The sequence below is a fragment of the Proteus cibi genome (assembly GCF_003144405.1).
Classification (GTDB): Bacteria; Pseudomonadota; Gammaproteobacteria; order Enterobacterales; family Enterobacteriaceae; genus Proteus; species Proteus cibi.
On sequence record NZ_PENW01000003.1, the window covers coordinates 1 to 20,977 of the forward strand.

Annotated in this window: 17 protein-coding genes; 6 read left to right on the forward strand and 11 right to left on the reverse strand. The window is 40.1% G+C overall.

The genetic code is table 11. The features are described 5' to 3' along the window. Positions 1–123 precede the first annotated feature (123 nt). From phoU to greB, 8 genes are all read right to left on the reverse strand, one after another. A complete protein-coding gene (phoU, locus tag DK865_RS00350; RefSeq protein WP_023583225.1) occupies positions 124–858 on the reverse strand; it encodes a phosphate signaling complex protein PhoU in 735 nt (244 codons plus the stop codon). Positions 859–872: 14 nt separating this feature from the next. Continuing rightward, complete coding sequence (gene pstB, locus DK865_RS00355) at positions 873–1,649, reverse strand: phosphate ABC transporter ATP-binding protein PstB (protein WP_006534565.1); 777 nt, start codon at positions 1,647–1,649, stop codon at positions 873–875. 29 nt (positions 1,650–1,678) lie between these two features. Continuing rightward, positions 1,679–2,581, reverse strand: a complete 903-nt coding sequence (gene pstA / locus DK865_RS00360; protein WP_036914354.1) for a phosphate ABC transporter permease PstA — start codon at positions 2,579–2,581, stop codon at positions 1,679–1,681. A 1-nt stretch (position 2,582) separates the two neighbouring features. Continuing rightward, on the reverse strand, positions 2,583–3,542 hold the full coding sequence (pstC, locus tag DK865_RS00365; RefSeq protein WP_109390899.1) for a phosphate ABC transporter permease PstC: 960 nt from the start codon (positions 3,540–3,542) through the stop codon (positions 2,583–2,585). 77 nt (positions 3,543–3,619) lie between these two features. Then, complete coding sequence (pstS, locus tag DK865_RS00370) at positions 3,620–4,660, reverse strand: phosphate ABC transporter substrate-binding protein PstS (RefSeq protein ID WP_023583228.1); 1,041 nt, start codon at positions 4,658–4,660, stop codon at positions 3,620–3,622. Positions 4,661–4,873: 213 nt separating this feature from the next. Further along, positions 4,874–6,214, reverse strand: coding sequence for a two-component system sensor histidine kinase EnvZ (gene envZ, locus DK865_RS00375; RefSeq protein WP_109390900.1), 1,341 nt, complete (start codon positions 6,212–6,214; stop codon positions 4,874–4,876). After that, positions 6,211–6,933, reverse strand: a complete 723-nt coding sequence (gene ompR / locus DK865_RS00380; RefSeq protein WP_023583230.1) for an osmolarity response regulator transcription factor OmpR — start codon at positions 6,931–6,933, stop codon at positions 6,211–6,213. Before ompR ends, envZ begins: the two co-directional genes overlap by 4 nt. Positions 6,934–7,082: 149 nt before the next feature. Beyond that, the gene (greB, locus tag DK865_RS00385) at positions 7,083–7,562 is read right to left on the reverse strand and encodes a transcription elongation factor GreB (RefSeq protein ID WP_006534574.1); all 480 of its coding nucleotides are present in this window, start codon (positions 7,560–7,562) and stop codon (positions 7,083–7,085) included. 182 nt (positions 7,563–7,744) lie between these two features. On the opposite strand from greB, the gene DK865_RS00390 reads away from it, so the two are divergent. The 5 genes from DK865_RS00390 to hemN all read left to right on the forward strand — a co-directional run bounded on the left by DK865_RS00390 (position 7,745) and on the right by hemN (position 14,495). Next, the gene (locus tag DK865_RS00390) at positions 7,745–10,084 is read left to right on the forward strand and encodes a Tex family protein (protein ID WP_023583231.1); all 2,340 of its coding nucleotides are present in this window, start codon (positions 7,745–7,747) and stop codon (positions 10,082–10,084) included. Between the two features lie 483 nt (positions 10,085–10,567). Then, positions 10,568–11,242 (forward strand): CsgG/HfaB family protein, encoded by a 675-nt coding sequence (locus tag DK865_RS00395; protein ID WP_023583232.1) that lies wholly within the window; start codon positions 10,568–10,570, stop codon positions 11,240–11,242. A 23-nt stretch (positions 11,243–11,265) separates the two neighbouring features. Continuing rightward, entirely contained in the window at positions 11,266–11,619 is a 354-nt protein-coding gene (locus tag DK865_RS00400; protein WP_023583233.1) for a DUF4810 domain-containing protein, read from the forward strand. Continuing rightward, on the forward strand, positions 11,616–12,272 hold the full coding sequence (locus tag DK865_RS00405; protein WP_023583234.1) for a DUF799 domain-containing protein: 657 nt from the start codon (positions 11,616–11,618) through the stop codon (positions 12,270–12,272). The genes DK865_RS00400 and DK865_RS00405 overlap by 4 nt, the downstream gene beginning before the upstream one ends. A gap of 849 nt (positions 12,273–13,121) precedes the next feature. Next, a complete protein-coding gene (hemN, locus tag DK865_RS00410; RefSeq protein WP_023583235.1) occupies positions 13,122–14,495 on the forward strand; it encodes an oxygen-independent coproporphyrinogen III oxidase in 1,374 nt (457 codons plus the stop codon). A gap of 19 nt (positions 14,496–14,514) precedes the next feature. Here the strand turns inward: hemN and glnG are convergent, their stop codons facing one another. The 3 genes from glnG to glnA form a co-directional block, all read right to left on the reverse strand. Next, the gene (glnG, locus tag DK865_RS00415; RefSeq protein ID WP_109390901.1) at positions 14,515–15,939 is read right to left on the reverse strand and encodes a nitrogen regulation protein NR(I); all 1,425 of its coding nucleotides are present in this window, start codon (positions 15,937–15,939) and stop codon (positions 14,515–14,517) included. A 10-nt stretch (positions 15,940–15,949) separates the two neighbouring features. Then, a complete protein-coding gene (gene glnL / locus DK865_RS00420) occupies positions 15,950–16,996 on the reverse strand; it encodes a nitrogen regulation protein NR(II) (protein WP_023583237.1) in 1,047 nt (348 codons plus the stop codon). Between the two features lie 185 nt (positions 16,997–17,181). Beyond that, the gene (glnA, locus tag DK865_RS00425) at positions 17,182–18,591 is read right to left on the reverse strand and encodes a glutamate--ammonia ligase (protein WP_036914358.1); all 1,410 of its coding nucleotides are present in this window, start codon (positions 18,589–18,591) and stop codon (positions 17,182–17,184) included. 359 nt (positions 18,592–18,950) lie between these two features. Here glnA and typA point away from each other — a divergent pair, with 359 nt between their 5' ends. After that, positions 18,951–20,786 (forward strand): ribosome-dependent GTPase TypA, encoded by a 1,836-nt coding sequence (gene typA, locus DK865_RS00430; protein WP_023583239.1) that lies wholly within the window; start codon positions 18,951–18,953, stop codon positions 20,784–20,786. Positions 20,787–20,977: the final 191 nt, after the last annotated feature.

The window sequence follows — 20,977 nt, forward strand, 5'->3', positions numbered from 1 at the left end:
CATTTAGTTTAAAATCAAGAGAATATTTAGCCATAGAAAAACACCCCAAAGTTGGTGTCCAACTTTTGGGGTGCAGTTCACATAAGCGTCGCTGTTTTGAAGAAAAGAAAAAGAGAGATAAATTTATTTAGAGGTGTTGCTGTCGTCACTTTTTGTGAGCATTTTTTCTACTTGGTCGCCACCTAAGTGGCGGAAATCATGGCCTTTTACGTAATAGAAAATAAATTCACAAATGTTCTGGCAACGGTCGCCAATGCGTTCAATTGAGCGCGCACAAAATAGTGCAGTTAACACACTTGGAATGGTGCGAGGATCTTCCATCATGTAAGTCATTAATTGACGAACAATACCCTCATATTCGTTGTCAATTTTGGCGTCTTCACGATAGATGCGTACGGCTTCATCCAAGTCCATACGCGCAAATGCATCAAGAACATCATGAAGCATTTGTATGGCGTGTTGACCCAAAGATTCTAAACTTACGAGTAGCGGTTGATGCTGGTGTGAAAACTTTTCAAGCGCCGTTTTACAGATTTTTTCAGCAACATCACCAATACGTTCTAGCTCAGCGATCGTTTTTGATATCGCCATAATTAAACGTAAGTCACTCGCGGTTGGCTGGCGTTTAGCAATAATTCGCATACACGCATCATCAATGGCAACTTCCATCATATTGACGTTATGGTCACCTTGAATAACTTCATTTGCCAATGCTTGGTCTTGGTTATGCATTGCCATAATCGCTTTTTTCAGTTGCTCTTCAACAAGCCCACCCATAACCATCAGCTCGGTACGGATATGCTCTAACTCAGCATTAAATTGACCAGAAATATGCTTGTTGTGATTTAAATTATCCATTGATTGCCTCGTTATCAGCCATAACGCCCAGTGATGTAGTCTTCAGTTTGTTTTTTCGCAGGACGCGTAAATAATGTATCCGTATCGCTAAATTCAATTAACTCGCCTAAATACATAAATGCAGTGTAATCAGAACAACGTGCCGCTTGTTGCATGTTATGTGTCACGATCACGACGGTATATTCTGATTTGAGTTCGCTGATAAGTTCTTCAATACGACCTGTTGAGATTGGGTCAAGTGCTGAACAAGGCTCATCAAGTAATAAAACTTCAGGACGAATAGCGATACCGCGTGCTATACATAAACGCTGTTGTTGACCGCCAGATAGACTATATCCACTCTGATGTAATTTATCTTTGGTTTCGTTCCATAATGCGGCTTTAGTCAAAGCCCACTGAACACGTTCGTCCATATCCGCGCGAGACAATTTTTCGAATAAGCGTACACCAAAGGCGATGTTGTCATAAATTGACATCGGGAAAGGTGTTGGTTTTTGGAATACCATGCCGACTTTAGCGCGTAATAGCGCAATATCTTGCTTATCTGTCAAGATATTGTTGCCATCTAGCAGGATTTCGCCTTCTGCACGTTGTTCGCCATAAAGCTCATACATTTTATTAAAAGTACGCAGTAAGGTCGATTTACCACAACCTGAAGGGCCGATAAATGCAGTCACCTTATTTTTGGCAATATCTAAAGAGATATTTTTCAGCGCATGGAATTTACCGTAGTAGAAGTTCAAATCACGAACTTGAATTTTATTTCCTGCGTTATCATTAGCCATAATCATTCAACGTCTCTCTTGCTTAACTTTCTGCGTTAACCGTGTTTGCGTTTAGCAAACAGCACGCGCGCAATAATATTGATAAATAGAACACAGAGGGTGATAAGTAATACGCCAGCCCAAGCAAGCTCTTGCCATTGTGCAAAGGGACTCATGGCGAACTTAAAGATAGTGACAGGTAAGTTAGCTATCGGTTCGTTTAAGTCTGTGCTCCAGAATTGATTTGATAGTGAAGTAAATAACAGTGGTGCAGTTTCACCCGCAATACGTGCAATCGCTAATAACACACCCGTGATAATGCCTGATACCGAGGCTTTTAAGGTGATTTTAGAGATCATTTTCCACTTTGGTGTTCCTAATGCGTAAGCAGCTTCGCGTAAGCTATCAGGGACTAACTTCAACATATTTTCAGTGGTACGAATAACGATAGGAATTTGCAGTAATGCTAATGCGATAATCCCCGCCCATCCTGAAAAGTGCTGCATCTGTGCAACAACAATGGTGTAGACAAAGAGTCCAACAACGATTGATGGTGCTGACAGCAAAATATCGTTAATAAAACGTGTTGTTTCAGCAAGCCATGAACGACGACCATATTCAGCAAGATAAATTCCGGCAAGAATACCTAACGGTGTACCAATCACGGTCGCCCATAAAATCAGTAATCCACTACCGACAATGGCGTTTGCCAATCCACCACCATCAGTATTTGGTGGTGGTGTCATTTCAGTAAAAAGCGCAAGTGACATGCCATCAAAGCCTTTGGTGAACGTAGAGAATAGAATCCACGTTAACCAGAAAAGACCAAATGCCATCGTCGAAATCGATAAGAACAGTGCGATACGATTCTTTTGGCGACGCCAAAGTTGGCGTTTATGACGTATACGTAATTCACTTTCAGTCTGAACTTGTAATGAAGAAGAGGATGTTTTAGACATATCAGCGCGCTCCTTCATTTTTTGATAAACGTAATGTCATAAACTTAGAAATCGCAAGGACGATAAAGGTGATGACAAACAGGATAAGCCCTAATTCCATTAATGCGGCAGTGTGTAATCCTGTTTCTGCTTCAGCGAATTCGTTCGCTAATGCCGACGTGATACTGTTACCCGGCATAAACAGCGAGGCAGAGTCTAATTGGTAGGTATTACCGATGATAAAGGTTACCGCCATGGTTTCACCTAAGGCACGTCCTAATCCCAACATAACACCACCGATAACGCCATTACGGGTATAAGGTAGAACGATATTCCAAATCACTTCCCATGTTGTACAGCCAATACCGTAGGCAGATTCTTTCATCATGACGGGCGTCTGTTCAAACACATCACGCATGACAGAAGCGATATAAGGAATGATCATGATAGCGAGGATAACGCCCGCAGCTAAGATACCGATACCAAAAGCAGGGCCAGAGAAAAGTTCGCCAACGATAGGAATGGAAGAAAGCACATTACCAACCGGCTCTTGGAAATAGGTTGCAAAGAGTGGTGCGAAGACAAATAGTCCCCACATGCCATACACAATACTTGGAATCGCTGCGAGTAACTCAATCGCGATACCTAATGGGCGTTTTAACCAATTAGGGGCTAATTCAGTTAAGAAAAGCGCGATACCAAAACTGACAGGAACAGCAATTACCAGTGCGATGACGGAGGTAACAACGGTACCGTAGATAGGGACTAGTGCACCAAATTCCTGAGCAGGAGGGTCCCACTCTTTCGACCATAAGAATGAAAGGCCGAATTGTTGAATGCTTGGCCATGAGGCGAAAATCAGTGAAACAATGATACCTGTTAAAAGCAAAAGTGTAATCAACGCAGCTAGGCGAACCAGTGCGCTGAAAATAACGTCCCCTCGTTTACTAGGGGCCTTTATTACCGTTGTGTGCTCGGCCATAAAGCCTCTTTTAATTTATTACCCCCTGTTTAGCAGGGGGTGAACGTTAACTTATCTCTTAATGATTGCCGGTTTTATTAGTAAATCGGTTTACCATTACTGTCTTTAATACTTGTTTTCCATGCTGCACGAATTTGTTCTACAACTTCTACAGGTAATACTGCGTAATCTAGATTTTTCGCTTCTTGATTACCTTTGTCGTATGCCCAGTTGAAGAAATTCAGCACCTCTTTACCTTTTTCTGCATTTTGCTGTTTCTGATGCACTAAGATAAAGGTGGTTGAAGTAATCGGCCATGCGTTTTCACCTTTCTGATTAGTCAGGTCTTGTGCAAAGCTTTTACTCCAATCAATTTTTCTTGCCGCCGCACTGAAACTGTCTGCTGTCGGAGCAATAACTTCGCCGTCAGCTGTAACTAATTTAGTATAAGCAAGATTGTTTTGTTTCGCGTAAGCATATTCAACATAACCAATTGAACCTGGTACACGTTGAACGAATGCCGCGATACCATCATTCCCTTTTCCACCTAAGCCGGTCGGCCATTTAACGGTGGAACCTGCGCCTACTTCATCTTTCCATGCGCTATTAACTTTTGATAAGTAGCTCGTGAAAACGAAAGATGTTCCTGAACCATCAGCACGACGAATAACCGCGATATTTTGGTCAGGTAATTTTATGCCTGGATTGAGTTTAGTGATGGCAGGATCGTTCCATTTTTGGATCTTGCCTAGATAGATATTACCGATAGTGTCGCCATCTAAGGTCAGTTCACCTGATTTGATACCAGGAATATTAACTGCCATAACAACGCCACCAATCACGGTAGGGAATTGGAATAAACCGTCAGCTTGTAATTTGTCGTCTGCTAATGGTGCATCAGAAGCACCAAAATCAACGGTATTTGCAATGATTTGTTTAACACCACCAGAGGAACCAATGCCTTGGTAGTTAATTTTGTTACCCGTTTCTTTCTGATAGGAATCTGCCCATTTAGCATAAACTGGGGCGGGGAACGTTGCGCCAGCACCAGTCAGCGAGGTCGTTGCCTGTGCAGAAAGAGCGGTCATTGAAAACGCAGCGGCAATGACACTAGTCAGGGTGGTACGCATCAGTTTCATAATCCCTCCTGTGGGATAGGTAGAATAAATTTCGACATCTATCAACTTCGGTTACGGTACGCACAGACAATAGGTCAGTTTGATGACAATTAAATGTCTTAATTGTGACAGTTTTATGACAAAGCAGAAAAATGATGAAATATTTATAGGGAGAGTGAAATTAGAATGGAAATAGCGTAATAAAAAGGACTTCAATATTTGAAATAGAGAGGACTAATCATCCTCATCTTCGCGCTCTTTTAATGGGAAGTTAGCACGAATTAATAATCCACCTTTAACGCTATCATCAAGTTCAACATAACCACCATGAGCATCCATAATACGGCGAATAATGGATAATCCTAAACCCGCCCCTGTTGAGCTACGAGCTTGCTCACCTTGAACAAAAGGTTGGAAAAGACGTTGTCTATCTTCTTGTGGAATACCAGGACCATCATCTTCAACTTGGAACCAAGCATATTCTTCATTTTTTCCACTTGAAACGCTTATCCAGCCATTGCCATAGCGAGTAGCATTCACCACCATATTGGCAAGTGCTCGTTTTACAGCAATAGGGTTAGCTGTGATATTAATGGGTTCAGGATGAAGATGTTCTTCACTAATTTTTCCTGAATTAGATTCAGCGGAAATGACTTCTTGTAATAGATTATTCATATCACACAGTTCTAAAGACATCTCTTTACCTGTGCGCATATAGTCTAAAAATTGCCCAATAATGGCATCACAATCTTCGATATCTTTATTGATAGAGTCTGCGAGGTAGCTATCTTCGGGACTCATCATTTCAGTTGCCAAACGAATTCGAGTTAGTGGTGTACGTAGATCATGACTAACACCTGCCATAACCAGCGTTCTATCATTATCTAATGAGCGAATGCCTGAGGACATCTGGTTAAAGGCACGAATAATTGAGCGCATTTCAGAAGAGCCAGATTCAGGAATCGGTGGAGGAATAACGCCTTTTCCGATGCGGCGTGCTGCATATTCTACTTCATTGAGTGGGCGATTTTGAAAACGGCTATAAAGCCAGAAAAAAGCGACAACAATAATAATAAAAATAATCGCTTGTCGATAAACAGGCAGTAAGAAGTTTTGCCCTAATTCAGTCAGTGGTACGCGGATCCAAAGAGAAGGGGAAATATGTGTATTGACCCATAAAACTGGATATTCCAGCGTATTCTCGATCCAAATTTCGGTTTTTCCCCCAAGATACTCAGTCATTTGTTCACTTAATGCATCATCTATTTTTGCCCAATAGAGCCCTTCCTCAAGTGCCACGTCTCTATCAAAGAAAGAGATACCCAATTCGTTATAGATTTTATTGCGTAAAGCAGGGGAAATTTTTAGCGGAGTGCCATCGACGAGGATCAATTCTTCAGGCATCAATGTGCGTATTTCATATGCTAATACTTTATTAAATTGCTGAAGGCTTGGCCCAACAATAAGGTGCTGCACAACGATATAACTGGCTATCAAGCTAAAAAAAAGTAGCGAGATAACCAGAAATAACGAGCGTGTCAGTTTATTGTGAGGGGAAAGCCTCAGTCTTCTCATTGAACGCTGGTTCCATCAGGAACAAAGACGTAACCAAGTCCCCAAACTGTTTGAATGTAACGAGGATGCGTTGGATCTTCTTCAATCATGCGGCGTAAACGGGAAATTTGAACGTCAATTGAGCGCTCCATTGCACTGTATTCGCGGCCACGAGCAAGGCTCATTAACTTATCACGAGAAAGCGGTTCACGAGGGTGTGATACCAATACTTTCAATACCGCAAATTCACCACTTGTCAGAGGCATATGCTCTTCTTCGTGGAACATTTCACGCGTACCAAGGTTTAACTTGAACTTACCAAAAGAGATAATGGCGTTATCTTGTGATGGTGCACCAGGGAGTTCATTCGCTTGGCGACGAAGAACGGCGCGAATGCGTGCCAGTAATTCTCTTGGGTTGAACGGTTTTGAGATGTAATCATCAGCGCCAATTTCAAGCCCTACAATTCTATCAACCTCTTCTCCCTTTGCAGTAACCATAATAATAGGAATAGGGTTATTTTGGCTTCTTAAGCGACGGCAAATAGATAAGCCATCTTCACCTGGAAGCATTAAATCGAGCACAATAAGGTGGATAGATTCACGCGTGAGCAGACGATCCATTTGATCAGCGTTTGCAGCAGTACGGATTTGAAAACCCTGCTCTGTCAAATAGCGCTCGAGTAGTGAACGTAGACGTAAATCATCATCCACGATTAGCACTTTATAACTTTCTTGCATTTTTTAAGCTCCCGGAGTGCAAATGCTTTTGTTAGCGAATTCTATCATTGATAAGAATATTAAACCAAAACCAAAGAATAAATGTTAATAATTTATAGATAAAACTTGTTCCTTGGTGAGAATAAAGAGAATAAATCTATTTATTTGTCTTATTCCGAATGATACTTGATAGATAATACGCAGTAATTAACTTCACCACCTGGTGTTTGCACACTAATTTCATCATCAACTTGCTTACCAATAAGCGCCCTGGCAACAGGGGAGTCAATAGAAATCCACTGCTTTGCTGGATCAAATTCATCGGGACCCACAAGTCTAAAGGTTTTCACATTTTCGTCATCATCTTCAAGCGTGACCCAAGCACCAAAATAGACTTTTCCCTCTTGGCGAGGATCTGGATCAACGATTTTTAGTTCATCGAGACGTTTTGATAAAAAACGAACACGTCTATCAATTTCGCGTAATCGCTTCTTTCCATAAATATATTCAGCATTTTCTGAACGGTCACCTTGTGCTGCTGCTTCTGAAACCGATTGTGTGACACGCGGGCGCTCTTCTTTCCAAAGATATTTTAGCTCTTTGTCTAAAGCATACCAGCCATCACGAGTAATATAGTTACTTTTTGCCATTACAAATAAAAACTATCATCAACATTGAATTTCATAAAGGTACTATAGCGTGAATGTTAAAATAATCTGTTAATTTCCTCATAATTGTCGAGCTGGATAGGAAATTTGCCAAATTTTTTTAGTGTTCTGCGTGTATAATAGCCATCTTTTTTTAACTATTCCTCTCGGTAGGTAAATATTTTATGAATGAATCATTAAGCCGAATTATTGCAGATGAGCTCTCAGTTAAGCCCCAGCAAGTCCTTTCGGCTATAACGTTACTGGATGAAGGGAATACGGTGCCATTTGTTGCCCGTTATCGTAAAGAGGTCACCGGCGGATTAGATGATACGCAATTACGTCAATTAGAAATTCGCCTCAGTTATCTACGGGAACTCAACGATCGCCGCCAAACAATTTTAAAATCAATTGAAGAGCAAGGAAAACTGACGCCAGAATTGCGCTCTTCAATTAATGAAACGCAAAGTAAAACAGAGCTTGAAGATCTCTATCTTCCCTATAAGCCTAAACGTCGTACTCGTGGTCAGATTGCGATTGAAAATGGATTAGAACCCTTAGCAGATTTACTGTGGAATGAACCACAAAATAATCCGGAAGAGGCAGCAACTGCTTATATCAACACAGAAAAAGGGGTTGATGATACGAAAGCTGCTTTAGATGGTGCGCGTTATATTTTAATGGAGCGTTTTTCAGAAGATGCCGGATTATTGGCGAAAGTTCGTCAATATCTATGGAAAAATGCACACCTTGTTGCCAAAGTGATTGAAGGTAAAGAAGCGGAAGGGGCGAAGTTTAGTGATTATTTTGATCACCATGAGCCTATCTCTAATGTGCCTTCCCACCGCGCATTAGCGATGTTTCGCGGTCGAAATGAAGGGATACTTCAATTATCGCTTAATCCAGATCCGCAATTTGAAGAAGCCCCTAAAGAGAGTTACGGTGAACAACTGGTTACGGAGCATTTAGGGTTACGTTTAAATAATCAACCAGCAGATAGTTGGCGTAAAGCTGTTGTAAGTTGGACTTGGCGCATAAAAGTTTTAATGCATATTGAAACAGAACTGATGAGCCAATTACGCGAAAAAGCGGAAGAAGAAGCGATTAATGTTTTTGCTCGTAACCTTAATGATCTCTTGATGGCAGCTCCTGCGGGCATGCGAGCCACAATGGGGCTTGATCCTGGTTTACGTACGGGGGTTAAAGTTGCGGTTGTTGATAGCACAGGTAAATTAATCGCCACAGATACTATTTATCCACATACAGGACAAGCGGATAAAGCGGCAGCAAGTGTCGCGGCGTTATGTATCAAGCATAATGTTGAGTTAGTCGCGATTGGTAATGGTACGGCTTCTCGTGAAACAGAACGCTTCTTTGCTGAAACAGTAAAACGCTATCCAGAAGTAAAAGCGCAAAAAGTGATTGTGAGCGAAGCGGGTGCATCGGTGTATTCAGCGTCAGAGCTTGCAGCTAATGAATTCCCTGATTTAGATGTTTCTATCCGTGGTGCCGTTTCTATCGCGCGTCGCTTACAAGATCCTCTGGCTGAACTTGTAAAAATTGATCCTAAATCAATTGGTGTGGGTCAATATCAGCACGATGTTAGCCAAACATTATTAGCGAGAAAACTGGATACTGTCGTTGAAGACTGTGTGAATGGCGTTGGTGTTGATTTAAATACAGCATCAGTACCGTTATTAACGCGTGTTGCAGGGCTTAGCCAATCTATTGCGCAAAATATTATTAGCTGGCGCGATGAAAACGGTCGTTTTGTTGATAGAAAACAGTTACTCAAAGTAGCGCGTTTAGGGCCAAAAGCGTTTGAACAATGTGCCGGTTTCTTACGTATTCGAGGGGGTAAAAACCCGCTTGATGCCTCAACAGTTCACCCTGAAGCATACCCTATTGTTGAAAATATCCTGCAATCTACCCATCAAAAAATTGATGATTTAATGGGGAATAGCACTTTAATTTCACAAGTCGATGCAAGAGCCTTTATTACGGAGCAGTTTGGTCTACCAACGATTAATGACATCTTAAAAGAGTTAGCTAAACCGGGACGTGACCCACGTCCCGAGTTTAAAACGGCGACGTTTGCTGAAGGTGTCGAAACGATGAATGATTTAGTCAGTGGCATGATCCTTGAAGGAACCGTGACTAACGTAACTAACTTCGGTGCCTTTGTGGATATTGGTGTACACCAAGATGGTTTAGTCCATATCTCTTCTTTAGCCGATCGATTTATTGAAGATCCTCATACTGTGGTGAAAACCGGAGATATTGTTAAAGTTAAAGTTCTTGAGGTTGATTTAGCTCGTAAACGTATTGCACTGACTATGCGTTTAGACGAAGTCGCGGGAGATAGTGATAAAAAACCATCATCATCAAATAACACGAATTCTGGTAGAAATAACAAAGGGCAAAAACCCGCACGTAATAACCGTCAGCCAATGAATAATGGTAACAATGCAGGAAATAGTGCAATGGGGGATGCTTTAGCTGCCGCGTTTGGGAAAAAACGCTAATAGCGCATTTATTACTGTCGTATAAGTCGTTAAAAACAACGAAAATAGTGCACGTGATATAACCAATATTGGTTATATCACGTTTTTTTAATGACACCTTATTTAGGTGTTTTCTTTAAATAAAGATATTTATAAGAATTAATTAAATAGCCAAATAATATAAATTTACATTCATTTTTTTATAGGTTTAATTTTAAGCTGACTTAAGGGATATTGAAGAAATAATAGATAAATCATTCTCTGTTTTATCTCTATATTTATTTGTTATTCTGTTTATCATCGATCTACTATTCTCCCTTTCGCTGATTGCCTTTATATTATCAAATAAGAGTTGATGGTCTTTTATCCTTATTATTATTGAGGTTTTTAACGGCGACTCTCACGAGCTAAAACTGAAAAGTATTATTTCTGTTTATATCAACTCTACTTCAATTAATAGAATGAATATCCATGGGTTTATTTCACCTTTATTAGGTTATTAATATGAATTTAAACAAATTATCGTTTGGTTTGATTATGATTTCTGCTTCCCTACTCACAGGGTGTGCATCAGAATCTTCACGCTCTTTAGAAGTCGCTAAAGTGGCAACCTATAACACAACGTATACAGGTGCTAAAAGCGCAATTTCTATTGGTAAGTTTGATAACCGTTCTAGTTATATGAATGGAATATTCTCTGATGGCGTTGATAGATTAGGAAATCAATCTAAAACTATTTTAATGACGCATTTACAACAAACAGGGCGTTTTAATGTATTAGATAGAGCTAATTTATCTGAATTAAAAGAAGAAGCTGGCATTAAAGGGCAAAATCAACAATTGAAAGGCGCTACTTATGTGATCACTGGCGATGTGACAGAATTTGGTCGTAAAGAGGTCGGTGATCGTCAATTATTCGGTATTTTAGGTCGCGGTAAAACACAAGTTGCTTACGCAAAAGTGAATTTAAACGTTGTGAATGTGAATACATCAGAAGTGGTGTTCTCATCTCAAGGTGCAGGTGAATATGAGCTTTCTAACCGTGAAATTATTGGGTTTGGTGGAACAGCAAGTTATGACTCAACACTTAACGGTAAAGTGCTTGATTTAGCGATCCGTGAAGCGGTTAATAACTTAGTTGCGGGTATTGAGAGTAATGCTTGGCAGCCTTCAAAATAATACGCGTTTATAAGGATATAACGATGTCTAAATCATTAATAAGCCTTGTTTTGGGGGCATTATTACTGACGGGCTGTGCAAGTGGCCCTAAACCACTTTATAACTGGGACAGTTATCAACAAGTGGTATATCAGCACTATCAACAAAGTGAAAGTGATCCTCAAGCACAAATTGATGCATTGAAGAAAAGTATTGAGCTTTCTCGTGCTAAATCATTAGGTATTCCGCCAGGATTACATGCGCATTTAGGGATGTTATATGGTGCGACGGGCGCATTAGATTTAGCAATGGCAGAATTTAATGAAGAAAAAGTACTTTACCCTGAATCAGCGGAATTTATGGATCGCCTGATGAAAAATAAAGGAATGCAAAAATGAGTCGTTTATTCACTTTAATTTGCTTGGCTTTTGCGTTGGTATTAACGGGTTGCGCTCAGCCCGCTAAAACAGATTACACGGCATTTAAACAGAGTAAACCAAAAAGTATTTTAGTTTTAGTACCGCAAAACCATACAACGGAAGTCGGAGCGGGGCACAGTTTCTTATCTCAAGTGACATATCCTTTGGCTGAAGCGGGATATTATGTTTTCCCTGTTGCTGTCGTTGAAGAGACATTTAAGCAAAATGGTTTATCCATGGCTGGGGATATTCATGCAGTAAGTCCTAATAAGCTACGTGAAATCTTTGGTGCTGACGCTGTTTTATACTTAGATATCACAGAGTTTGGAACGTCATATCAAATTATTTCCAGTGATACGAGAGTGACTGTGACTGCTAAGCTTGTTGACCTACGCAATGGTGGTATGTTGTGGAGCAGTTCTGCAACGGCATCAAGTACAGAAACAGAAGGTTCGTCAGGCAGTTTAGTCGGAATGTTGGTTTCAGCTGTTGTGAATCAAATTGTGAATACAGTATCAGACAAAAGCTACCAAATTGCAGGTATAACAAGTGTACGTTTACTTTCAGCAGGAAAAGCGAACGGTATTCTTTATGGTCCTCGTTCTCCTCGTTACGGTAAAGATGCAGAATAAGCAAATGTAATAAAATAAGTATAATAATGAAAAGGCTCTGTTTAATTAGTTTAAAATAACAGAGCCTTATTTTATTCATGGATAATAATTATTCTTATTTGAGGTTAGATAATACTACTTATATTTATCACAGAATAAGTATGAAATAGAGAATCAATAAGAAAGAGGGGGGGATTGAAGAGATAAACCATCCTTGGTTGCTAGTCCGTTTCCTTCCGTGGTTAATAATCCATAATTCGGGTATATAAAAGAGACTGATTAAATAAGAGAAACGTCAATGAGAATAAGATAAGGTATGGGGGATGCTATCTTTCCTTGTAATATAGCGACCTTTATTCTTTAAATAGTCCTCAAATTTAAATCAAAACACGACATAATTGGATATTAATCAATGTTTGTCTCTAGGATATGTAATATTATAATTCAGGTAAAGATATAATTGTTAATATTATTATAATCATCGAATTAAGAAGGAATAAAAGAATAATAAAACTAATATAACGAGATATTTAATTAATTTAAATCGTATTTTGAGTAATATATCGTTTTAAACTCGGTGTGAAAGTCTTCTTCTGATATTCCACGATGAATTTAAACGACTAACATATTGAATAAGCTTAATTTATTCATGCATATATTTAATGGATAAGACTATTTTTACATAATGTGATTTACGTCACGTCATATATTGGCATGTTATCGCCTATCAATAAGAAGAGAGGGATTTATATTATACCTCTTTCAATCATATTCAGTACCCGATTTATTGGTTACACTATCCTTTCAGATATTCATGATGTCTGTTTGCTGGTATGAATACCCAGCGGTTCACTTTTGGAAGGTAGAAGCATGTCAGAACAAACAATTATTTGGGATCTTGACCTGATCCATAAGTATAACTATTCAGGTCCTCGCTATACATCATATCCAACAGCATTAGAGTTTAATCAGCAATATGGCGATGATGATTTTATCAAAGCGACTCAACGTTATCTTGAGCGCCCTTTATCGCTTTATATTCATATCCCTTTCTGCCATAAGCTGTGCTATTTCTGTGGCTGTAATAAAATTATTACGCGCCATAAACACAAAGCAGATGAATATCTTGATGTTTTAGAAAAAGAAATTATTAATAGAGCACGCTATTTTAAAGACAGAAAAGTCACTCAAATGCATTGGGGTGGAGGGACACCGACTTTTCTGGATAAGCAACAAATTAGCCGATTGGTTTCGCTATTACGCCACCATTTTCATTTTGTCGATAATGCAGAACTCTCTATTGAAATTGATCCTCGTGAAATCGAGTTGGATGTTATCGATCATCTACGTCATGAAGGATTTAATCGCCTGAGTATGGGGGTGCAAGATTTCAATAAAGAAGTGCAGCAAAAAGTAAATCGTGAGCAAGATGAAGCATTTATTTTTGCATTGGTAGAACGTGCGCGTGAAGTGGGTTTTCACTCCACCAGCATTGACTTAATTTATGGCTTACCGAAGCAAACCAAAGAGAGTTTTGCCTTTACATTAAAACGTGTTATTGAACTGTCGCCAGATAGATTGAGTGTTTTCAATTATGCACACTTACCTAATTTATTCGCAGCTCAGCGTAAAATTAAAGATGAAGATCTCCCTTTAGCAGAAGAAAAGCTAGAAATATTACAAGAGACCATTTCGACACTGACAACAAACGGCTATCAGTTTATTGGTATGGATCACTTTGCTAAACCTGATGATGAATTAGCGGTTGCTCAGCGTAAGGGTATTTTACACCGCAATTTCCAAGGCTATACCACTCATGAAGAGTGTGATTTATTAGGTATGGGCGTTTCTGCAATAAGTATGTTAGGTGATAACTATGCGCAAAATGAAAAAGTATTAAAAGAGTATTATGCGCGAGTCAATAGCGAAGGAAATGCACTATGGCGAGGTTTATCTCTGACTAATGATGATTGTATTCGTCGTGATGTGATTAAAACTTTAATTTGTAATTTTAGTCTGCGTTTTTCTGATATTGAAAAAATGCACAATATTGTCTTCCATGACTATTTTAAAGAAGATTTAGAATTACTTGTGCCAATGAAAGATGACGGTTTAGTTGAAATAACAGTAGAGGGTATTCACGTTACACCACAAGGACGTTTGCTTATTCGTAATATCTGTATGTGTTTTGATACCTATTTACGAAATCAAATGCGCCAACGTCAATTCTCGCGTGTTATTTAATGGATGAAGGGGTGGAGGATCAATATTCCTCTATCCCTAACTCTTTTAATTTACGGGTTAGCGTATTTCTGCCCCAACCTAATAATCTTGCTGCATCTTGTTTATGTCCTTGCGTATATGCCAAGGCACTGAGTAAGAGTGTGCGTTCAAATTGAGGTAGAGCATCTGTTAAGATGTTTTCTTTTCCTTCTCCTAATGCTTCATCTGCCCATAATGAAAGATGTTGTGACCAATGTTGAGAAGAAGCTATTCGACTAATATTTTTGTCTTTTTCATCAGGTTGGCGAATTTCTTGTGGTAAATCTTGAGGCATAATTTCTTGGCTTGCCGTCATTACCGTTAACCAGCGACATACATTCTCTAATTGTCTGACGTTACCTGACCAGTTGTATTCCATCATGATTTGCAAACTTTGCTGATGAAGGATCTTGGTTTCGACGCCCAATTCTTTTGCTGTTTTTTGCAGAAAATAGCGCGCCAAACTGGGAATATCTTCGGTTCTATCGCGTAATGGTGGTAACTGAATGCGTATTACATTGAGTCGATGATAGAGATCTTCACGAAAATCACCGGCTTGAACCCGTTTTTCTAAGTCTTGGTGTGTCGCGGCAATAATACGCACATCGACTTTTACAGGGGCATAACCACCAACTCGATAAAATTGTCCTTCAGCAAGAACCCGCAGTAAACGTGTTTGAATATCAAGAGGCATATCGCCAATTTCATCAAGAAATAGTGAACCGCCATTTGCTTGTTCAAATCGACCTTGACGTACTTGAGATGCGCCTGTAAATGCCCCCTTTTCATGACCAAAAAGCTCTGATTCAATTAAATCTTTCGGAATTGCCGCCATATTGAGGGCGATAAAAGGGGAGGAAACTCTTGGGCTGTGGCGATGTAATGCATGTGCCACTAACTCCTTTCCTGTACCCGATTCCCCATTAATAAGGACACTAATTGAAGAGCGAGAAAGCCGACCAATAATGCGGTAAACCTCTTGCATTGCAGGTGCTTCACCAATCATATCTGTCACTGATTGTAGCGAGGTTTCGTCGGTATTCGGTTGTTTTTGTTCGCGATAATGAGTAATGGCGCGGTCAATTAATGCTAATGTTTCGTCGATATCGAACGGCTTTGGTAAGTAATCAAAAGCCCCTTGCTGATAGGCATTAACAGCGGCATCGAGATCCGAATGTGCCGTCATAATAATAACGGGCAGAGTTGGATATTGTTCTTTAATTATTTTTAAAAGAGATAAACCATCAATATCAGGCATACGAATGTCTGATAACAATACATCAGGTATTTCTGTATTGAGTGCATTAAGCACATCATTCGCATGTTCAAAGGCTTTACAAGACATACCTTCACGAGAAATGGCTCGTTCAAGTACCCAGCGAATAGAGCTGTCATCATCAACAACCCATACATTTCCTTTTTGCATTGGTTATCTCCTACTTAATTGGTAAATAAATAGAAAACTCAGTATTTCCGGGCCAACTGGTAAATTCAATTTTACCTGCATGTTGATCCACTAAATTACGTGCAATAGAGAGTCCTAACCCATTACCCCCCTCTCTACCACTCACCATGGGATAAAAAAGCGTATCTTGTAGATGAGGAGGAATGCCATCACCTGTATCAATGACATCTATACGGGCAACAAGGCGATGACGCTCGCCATGAAGTGTGATTTGAAAAGCAGTACGGGTACGCAAAATAATCGTCCCTCCTGTTTTTTCAACCGCTTGTAAGGCGTTGCGTGTAATATTAAGCAGTACTTGTTCTATTTGATCTGGGTAATGTGATAACTCAGGTAAGCTGGGATCGTAATCTTTTAACAAGGTGACATTCTCAGGGCATTCAAGTGAGATAAGCTGAGCAACGCGCTCAACAACATGGTGAATGCTTTGATATGTTTTTGTACCGGGATGTTGGGGACCCAGTAATCGGTCAACCAGTACTCGTAGGCGATCAGCTTGTTCAATAATGACTTGCGTATATTCCGTTAAAGCAGGATCAGGTAGGGATTTTGCTAGCAATTGAGCCGCGCCCCGTAATCCTCCTAACGGATTTTTAATTTCATGTGCCAGCCCCCTAACCAATTCCCTAGCAGCCATTTGTTGGGCTTGTTGTATCTGCTCTTGGCTTAACCGGCGTTGACTATCCATAGGCGCCAGTTCCAGCAAAATATGTTGCTCGGAAATAGGTTGGGCACTGAGCGACATTGTGTGTGATTGGTTATTTACAACCAGTATCACTTCATTGTCGGTAAAGCTTTGTCCATTCGCTAATGTTTCACGCATTAAATCAGCATCAAAAGAGTAATAGCTGAAAAGGGCGGTGAAAGGTGTTTCAAATAATTTTCGACGGCTTTGCGCTAGCACCTGTAACGCAGAATGATTTGCGTAACAAATAATAAACTCTTTGTTGATAACCAATACAGAGTGTATCAATGAGTCTAAAATTAATGTGTTGTCAGGTAAGCCCGCCGTTTCCATATTGAATACCTCATTGCACCATTTTAGTGCATCTTACCTTTATTACATTTATGAACCAATGCGTAAGTGAAAAGACTGACTCCTTAAATGGGAGAAAAGTGCCCATCCGAAGATGGGCAAAATAGCTTCACGGCAAAAAAAACAGTTTTATATCTAGGCTTAAGTGTTTATCAATAAAAAGAGTCTTAAGCGCTGTAATACATTTCAAATTCAAGAGGATGCGGAGCCATACGTACACGTTGAACATCCGCACGTAATAATTCTAAATAAGCATCAATAGCATCATCCGTAAATACACCACCGCGGGTTAAGAATTCACGATCGGCATTCAATGTATTTAATGCTTCTTCTAATGAACCTGCGACAGTTGGGATCTCTTTCGCTTCTTCAGGCGGTAAGTCATAGAGGTTTTTATCCATAGCATCACCTGGGTGAATTTTATTGATAATGCCATCAAGACCAGCCATTAACTGCGCCGCAAACGCAAGATAAGGGTTTGCTAAAGGATCGGGGAAACGTACTTCAATACGGCGTGCTTTCATGCTGGCAACCACAGGAATACGAATTGACGCTGAGCGGTTACGTGCAGAGTAAGCTAGCATTACAGGTGCTTCAAAGCCCGGGACTAAGCGCTTGTAAGAGTTCGTGGTTGGGTTAGTAAAGGCATTTAGCGCACGAGCGTGTTTGATAATACCGCCGATGTAATACAGCGCCATTTCAGATAATCCGCCGTATTTATCACCTGCAAACAGGTTTACACCGTTTTTAGACAGTGACATATGGCAATGCATACCTGAACCGTTATCACCAACGAGTGGTTTTGGCATAAAGGTCGCTGTTTTACCAAATACGTGAGCTACGTTTTGTACCACGTATTTATAAATTTGGGTTTCATCTGCTTTTTTGGTCATGGTATTAAAGCGAGTAGCCACTTCATTTTGACCCGCAGTTGCAACTTCATGGTGATGAGCTTCAACAACTAAGCCCATTTCTTCCATAATGTTACACATGGTAGAACGAATATCTTGTGATGAATCGACGGGTGGTAGTGGGAAATAACCCCCTTTAACCATTGGGCGGTGACCTTTGTTGCCATCTTCATATTGGGTATTGGTGTTCCATGCCGCTTCAATATCGTTGATAGCGTAAGATGCACCGGAAATATCGTTTTTGAAACGAATATCGTCAAATAAGAAGAATTCTGGCTCTGGTCCAAACAACACTGTGTCTGCGATACCACTTGATTTTAAATAGTCTTCAGCACGTTTTGAGATAGAACGTGGGTCGCGATCGTAACCTTGCATTGTGCCCGGTTCTAAAACGTCACAACGAATAATCAGGGTTGGATCTTGGAAAAATGGGTCAAGCATTGCGGTTGTTGCATCTGGCATCAGTACCATGTCTGATTCGTTAATGCCTTTCCAGCCACCAATAGAAGATCCATCGAACATTTTTCCTTCTTCAAAGAAATCATCGTTAACCTGATGAGCCGGAATAGTAAGATGTTGTTCTTTACCGCGGGTATCAGTGAAACGTAAGTCAATATATCTAACTTTATGTTCTTCAATCATGGATAATACATGTTCAAGGGACATAGGAACTCTCCTGGCGAATGGTTTTATTGAGTGCAGTGGCCTTACACATTTTTCGGTGAATTTTTTGCTCACCCAAATTCTATTGCGAAAAGCATGCCAACTTATCTAAAAAGGGATATATACTGTATTGATGAAGTTTAGTGTAGAATATCCCCTGTGATTTTTTAATTATTGCACAAAGTTGGTGCAAATTAAGCCTAATTAGTTGCACTGTTTTGGTGCAATCGAACGGATGCTACTAAATTCTGAGGCGTGAAAAGGATCACAATTCAATTAATTGCATATTGTTAAGCAATCATTATTGTGATCTTGTTTAGTCTCTCGTCTAAAGCGTGTACAATACTGCGCTTATTTCTACAATGCCTGAGGCAAATTTTGTGATCGAAAACTTGCGTAATATCGCCATCATCGCCCACGTTGACCATGGTAAAACAACTATCGTCGATAAATTACTACAGCAATCTGGTACGTTCGGTGAACGTGAGACCGTTGCTGAGCGTGTGATGGACTCAAATGATCTCGAAAGAGAGCGCGGAATTACTATTCTTGCGAAAAATACAGCGATTAAATGGAATGACTATCGTATCAATATCGTAGATACCCCAGGACACGCCGACTTCGGTGGTGAGGTAGAACGCGTTATGTCTATGGTAGACTGCGTTCTATTGCTGGTTGACGCGATGGATGGCCCAATGCCACAAACTCGTTTTGTGACACAAAAAGCGTTTGCTAACAACTTAAAACCAATTGTTGTTATCAATAAAGTTGACCGCCCTGGTGCGCGTCCAGACTGGGTTGTTGATCAGGTATTTGACCTGTTCGTAAACTTAGGTGCAACTGACGAACAACTTGATTTCCCAATTATCTATGCATCTGCATTAAACGGTATTGCGGGAACAGATTACAATGACATGGCTGAAGATATGACTCCGTTATATGAAGCTATTGTCAAATATGTAGAGCCACCAAAAGTGGATCTGGAAGGCACATTCCAGATGCAAATTTCTCAGTTGGACTACAACAACTACATGGGTGTTATCGGTATTGGTCGTATCAAGCGTGGTAAGGTTAAACCTAACCAGCAAGTCACTATCATTGATAGCGAAGGTAATACTCGTAACGGTAAAGTCGGTAAAGTATTAGGTCACTTAGGCTTAGAGCGTATTGAAGTTGATGTTGCAGAAGCAGGCGATATCATCGCAATCACTGGCTTAGGCGAACTGAACATCTCTGATACGATTTGTGAAACAGGTGCTGTTGAAGCATTACCAGCATTAGCTGTTGATGAACCTACTGTTAGCATGTATTTCTGTGTTAATACTTCACCTTTCTGTGGTCGTGAAGGTAAGTTTGTGACTTCTCGTCAGATTTTAGATCGTCTGAAAAAAGAGTTAGTTCATAACGTAGCATTACGTGTTGAAGAAACTGAAGATCCAGATGCATTCCGTGTATCAGGTCGTGGTGAGCTTCACCTGTCAGTTCTGATTGAAAATATGCGTCGTGAAGGTTACGAATTAGGCGTATCTCGTCCTAAAGTTATCTTCCGTGATATTGACGGTCGTAAACAAGAGCCTTTCGAACAAGTGACTATCGATATTGAAGAACAGCACCAAGGTGATGTGATGCAAGCGATGGGCGAGCGTAAAGGCGAAATGCGTGATATGCAACCAGATGGTAAAGGACGTGTACGTTTAGACTACATCATTCCTAGCCGTGGTCTGATTGGCTTCCGTACTGAATTTATGACTATGACATCAGGTACGGGTTTACTGTATGCAACATTCAGTCATTACGATGATGTTCGTCCAGGTGAAATCGGTCGCCGTAATAACGGTGTTATGATCTCTAATGGTCAAGGTAAAGCCGTTGCTTACGCACTGTATAGTTTACAAGATCGCGGTAAATTATTTGTTACTCATGGTGCAGAGGTTTATGAAGGTCAAGTGATTGGTATTCATACTCGTTCTAATGACTTAACAGTAAACTGCTTAACGGGTAAAAAACTGACGAACATGCGTGCTTCTGGTACTGATGAGGCGACAACGCTGACTCCACACCTGAAACAAACATTAGAACAAGCGTTAGAGTTTATTGATGATGACGAGTTAGTTGAAGTCACTCCGCAATCAATCCGTTTACGTAAACGCTATCTGTCAGAAAATGATCGTCGTCGTGCTTACCGTAGCAAAGACTAATTGATTATTTAGACAACATAATTCTTAGGGCGCGTTTAGCGCCCTGAGTTTATACTCTTGATGAGTATATGTTGCTATAAAAGACGAATGCGGTGGAAAATAATCTCTGCCGCATAAGTTTTCTATCAATCCTTTCTTTCTTCTCGTCTCTTTTTTTAGCTCTCCCTCTTCTGGTTTTATGTTTTACAAAA

What these genes read in the sequence shown, in the direction of transcription:
- ompR (WP_023583230.1), bottom strand. Translation starts at nt 6,933, where the DNA reads ATGCAAGAAAGTTATAAAGTGCTAATCGTGGATGATGATTTACGTCTA.
- DK865_RS00395 (WP_023583232.1), top strand. Translation starts at nt 10,568, where the DNA reads ATGAATTTAAACAAATTATCGTTTGGTTTGATTATGATTTCTGCTTCC.
- DK865_RS00405 (WP_023583234.1), top strand. Translation starts at nt 11,616, where the DNA reads ATGAGTCGTTTATTCACTTTAATTTGCTTGGCTTTTGCGTTGGTATTA.
- glnG (WP_109390901.1), bottom strand. Translation starts at nt 15,939, where the DNA reads ATGCAAAAAGGAAATGTATGGGTTGTTGATGATGACAGCTCTATTCGC.
- envZ (WP_109390900.1), bottom strand. Translation starts at nt 6,214, where the DNA reads ATGAGAAGACTGAGGCTTTCCCCTCACAATAAACTGACACGCTCGTTA.
- DK865_RS00390 (WP_023583231.1), top strand. Translation starts at nt 7,745, where the DNA reads ATGAATGAATCATTAAGCCGAATTATTGCAGATGAGCTCTCAGTTAAG.
- DK865_RS00400 (WP_023583233.1), top strand. Translation starts at nt 11,266, where the DNA reads ATGTCTAAATCATTAATAAGCCTTGTTTTGGGGGCATTATTACTGACG.
- glnL (WP_023583237.1), bottom strand. Translation starts at nt 16,996, where the DNA reads ATGGAAACGGCGGGCTTACCTGACAACACATTAATTTTAGACTCATTG.
- typA (WP_023583239.1), top strand. Translation starts at nt 18,951, where the DNA reads ATGCCTGAGGCAAATTTTGTGATCGAAAACTTGCGTAATATCGCCATC.
- hemN (WP_023583235.1), top strand. Translation starts at nt 13,122, where the DNA reads ATGTCAGAACAAACAATTATTTGGGATCTTGACCTGATCCATAAGTAT.
- pstC (WP_109390899.1), bottom strand. Translation starts at nt 3,542, where the DNA reads ATGGCCGAGCACACAACGGTAATAAAGGCCCCTAGTAAACGAGGGGAC.
- phoU (WP_023583225.1), bottom strand. Translation starts at nt 858, where the DNA reads ATGGATAATTTAAATCACAACAAGCATATTTCTGGTCAATTTAATGCT.
- pstS (WP_023583228.1), bottom strand. Translation starts at nt 4,660, where the DNA reads ATGAAACTGATGCGTACCACCCTGACTAGTGTCATTGCCGCTGCGTTT.
- greB (WP_006534574.1), bottom strand. Translation starts at nt 7,562, where the DNA reads ATGGCAAAAAGTAACTATATTACTCGTGATGGCTGGTATGCTTTAGAC.
- pstB (WP_006534565.1), bottom strand. Translation starts at nt 1,649, where the DNA reads ATGATTATGGCTAATGATAACGCAGGAAATAAAATTCAAGTTCGTGAT.
- glnA (WP_036914358.1), bottom strand. Translation starts at nt 18,591, where the DNA reads ATGTCCCTTGAACATGTATTATCCATGATTGAAGAACATAAAGTTAGA.
- pstA (WP_036914354.1), bottom strand. Translation starts at nt 2,581, where the DNA reads ATGTCTAAAACATCCTCTTCTTCATTACAAGTTCAGACTGAAAGTGAA.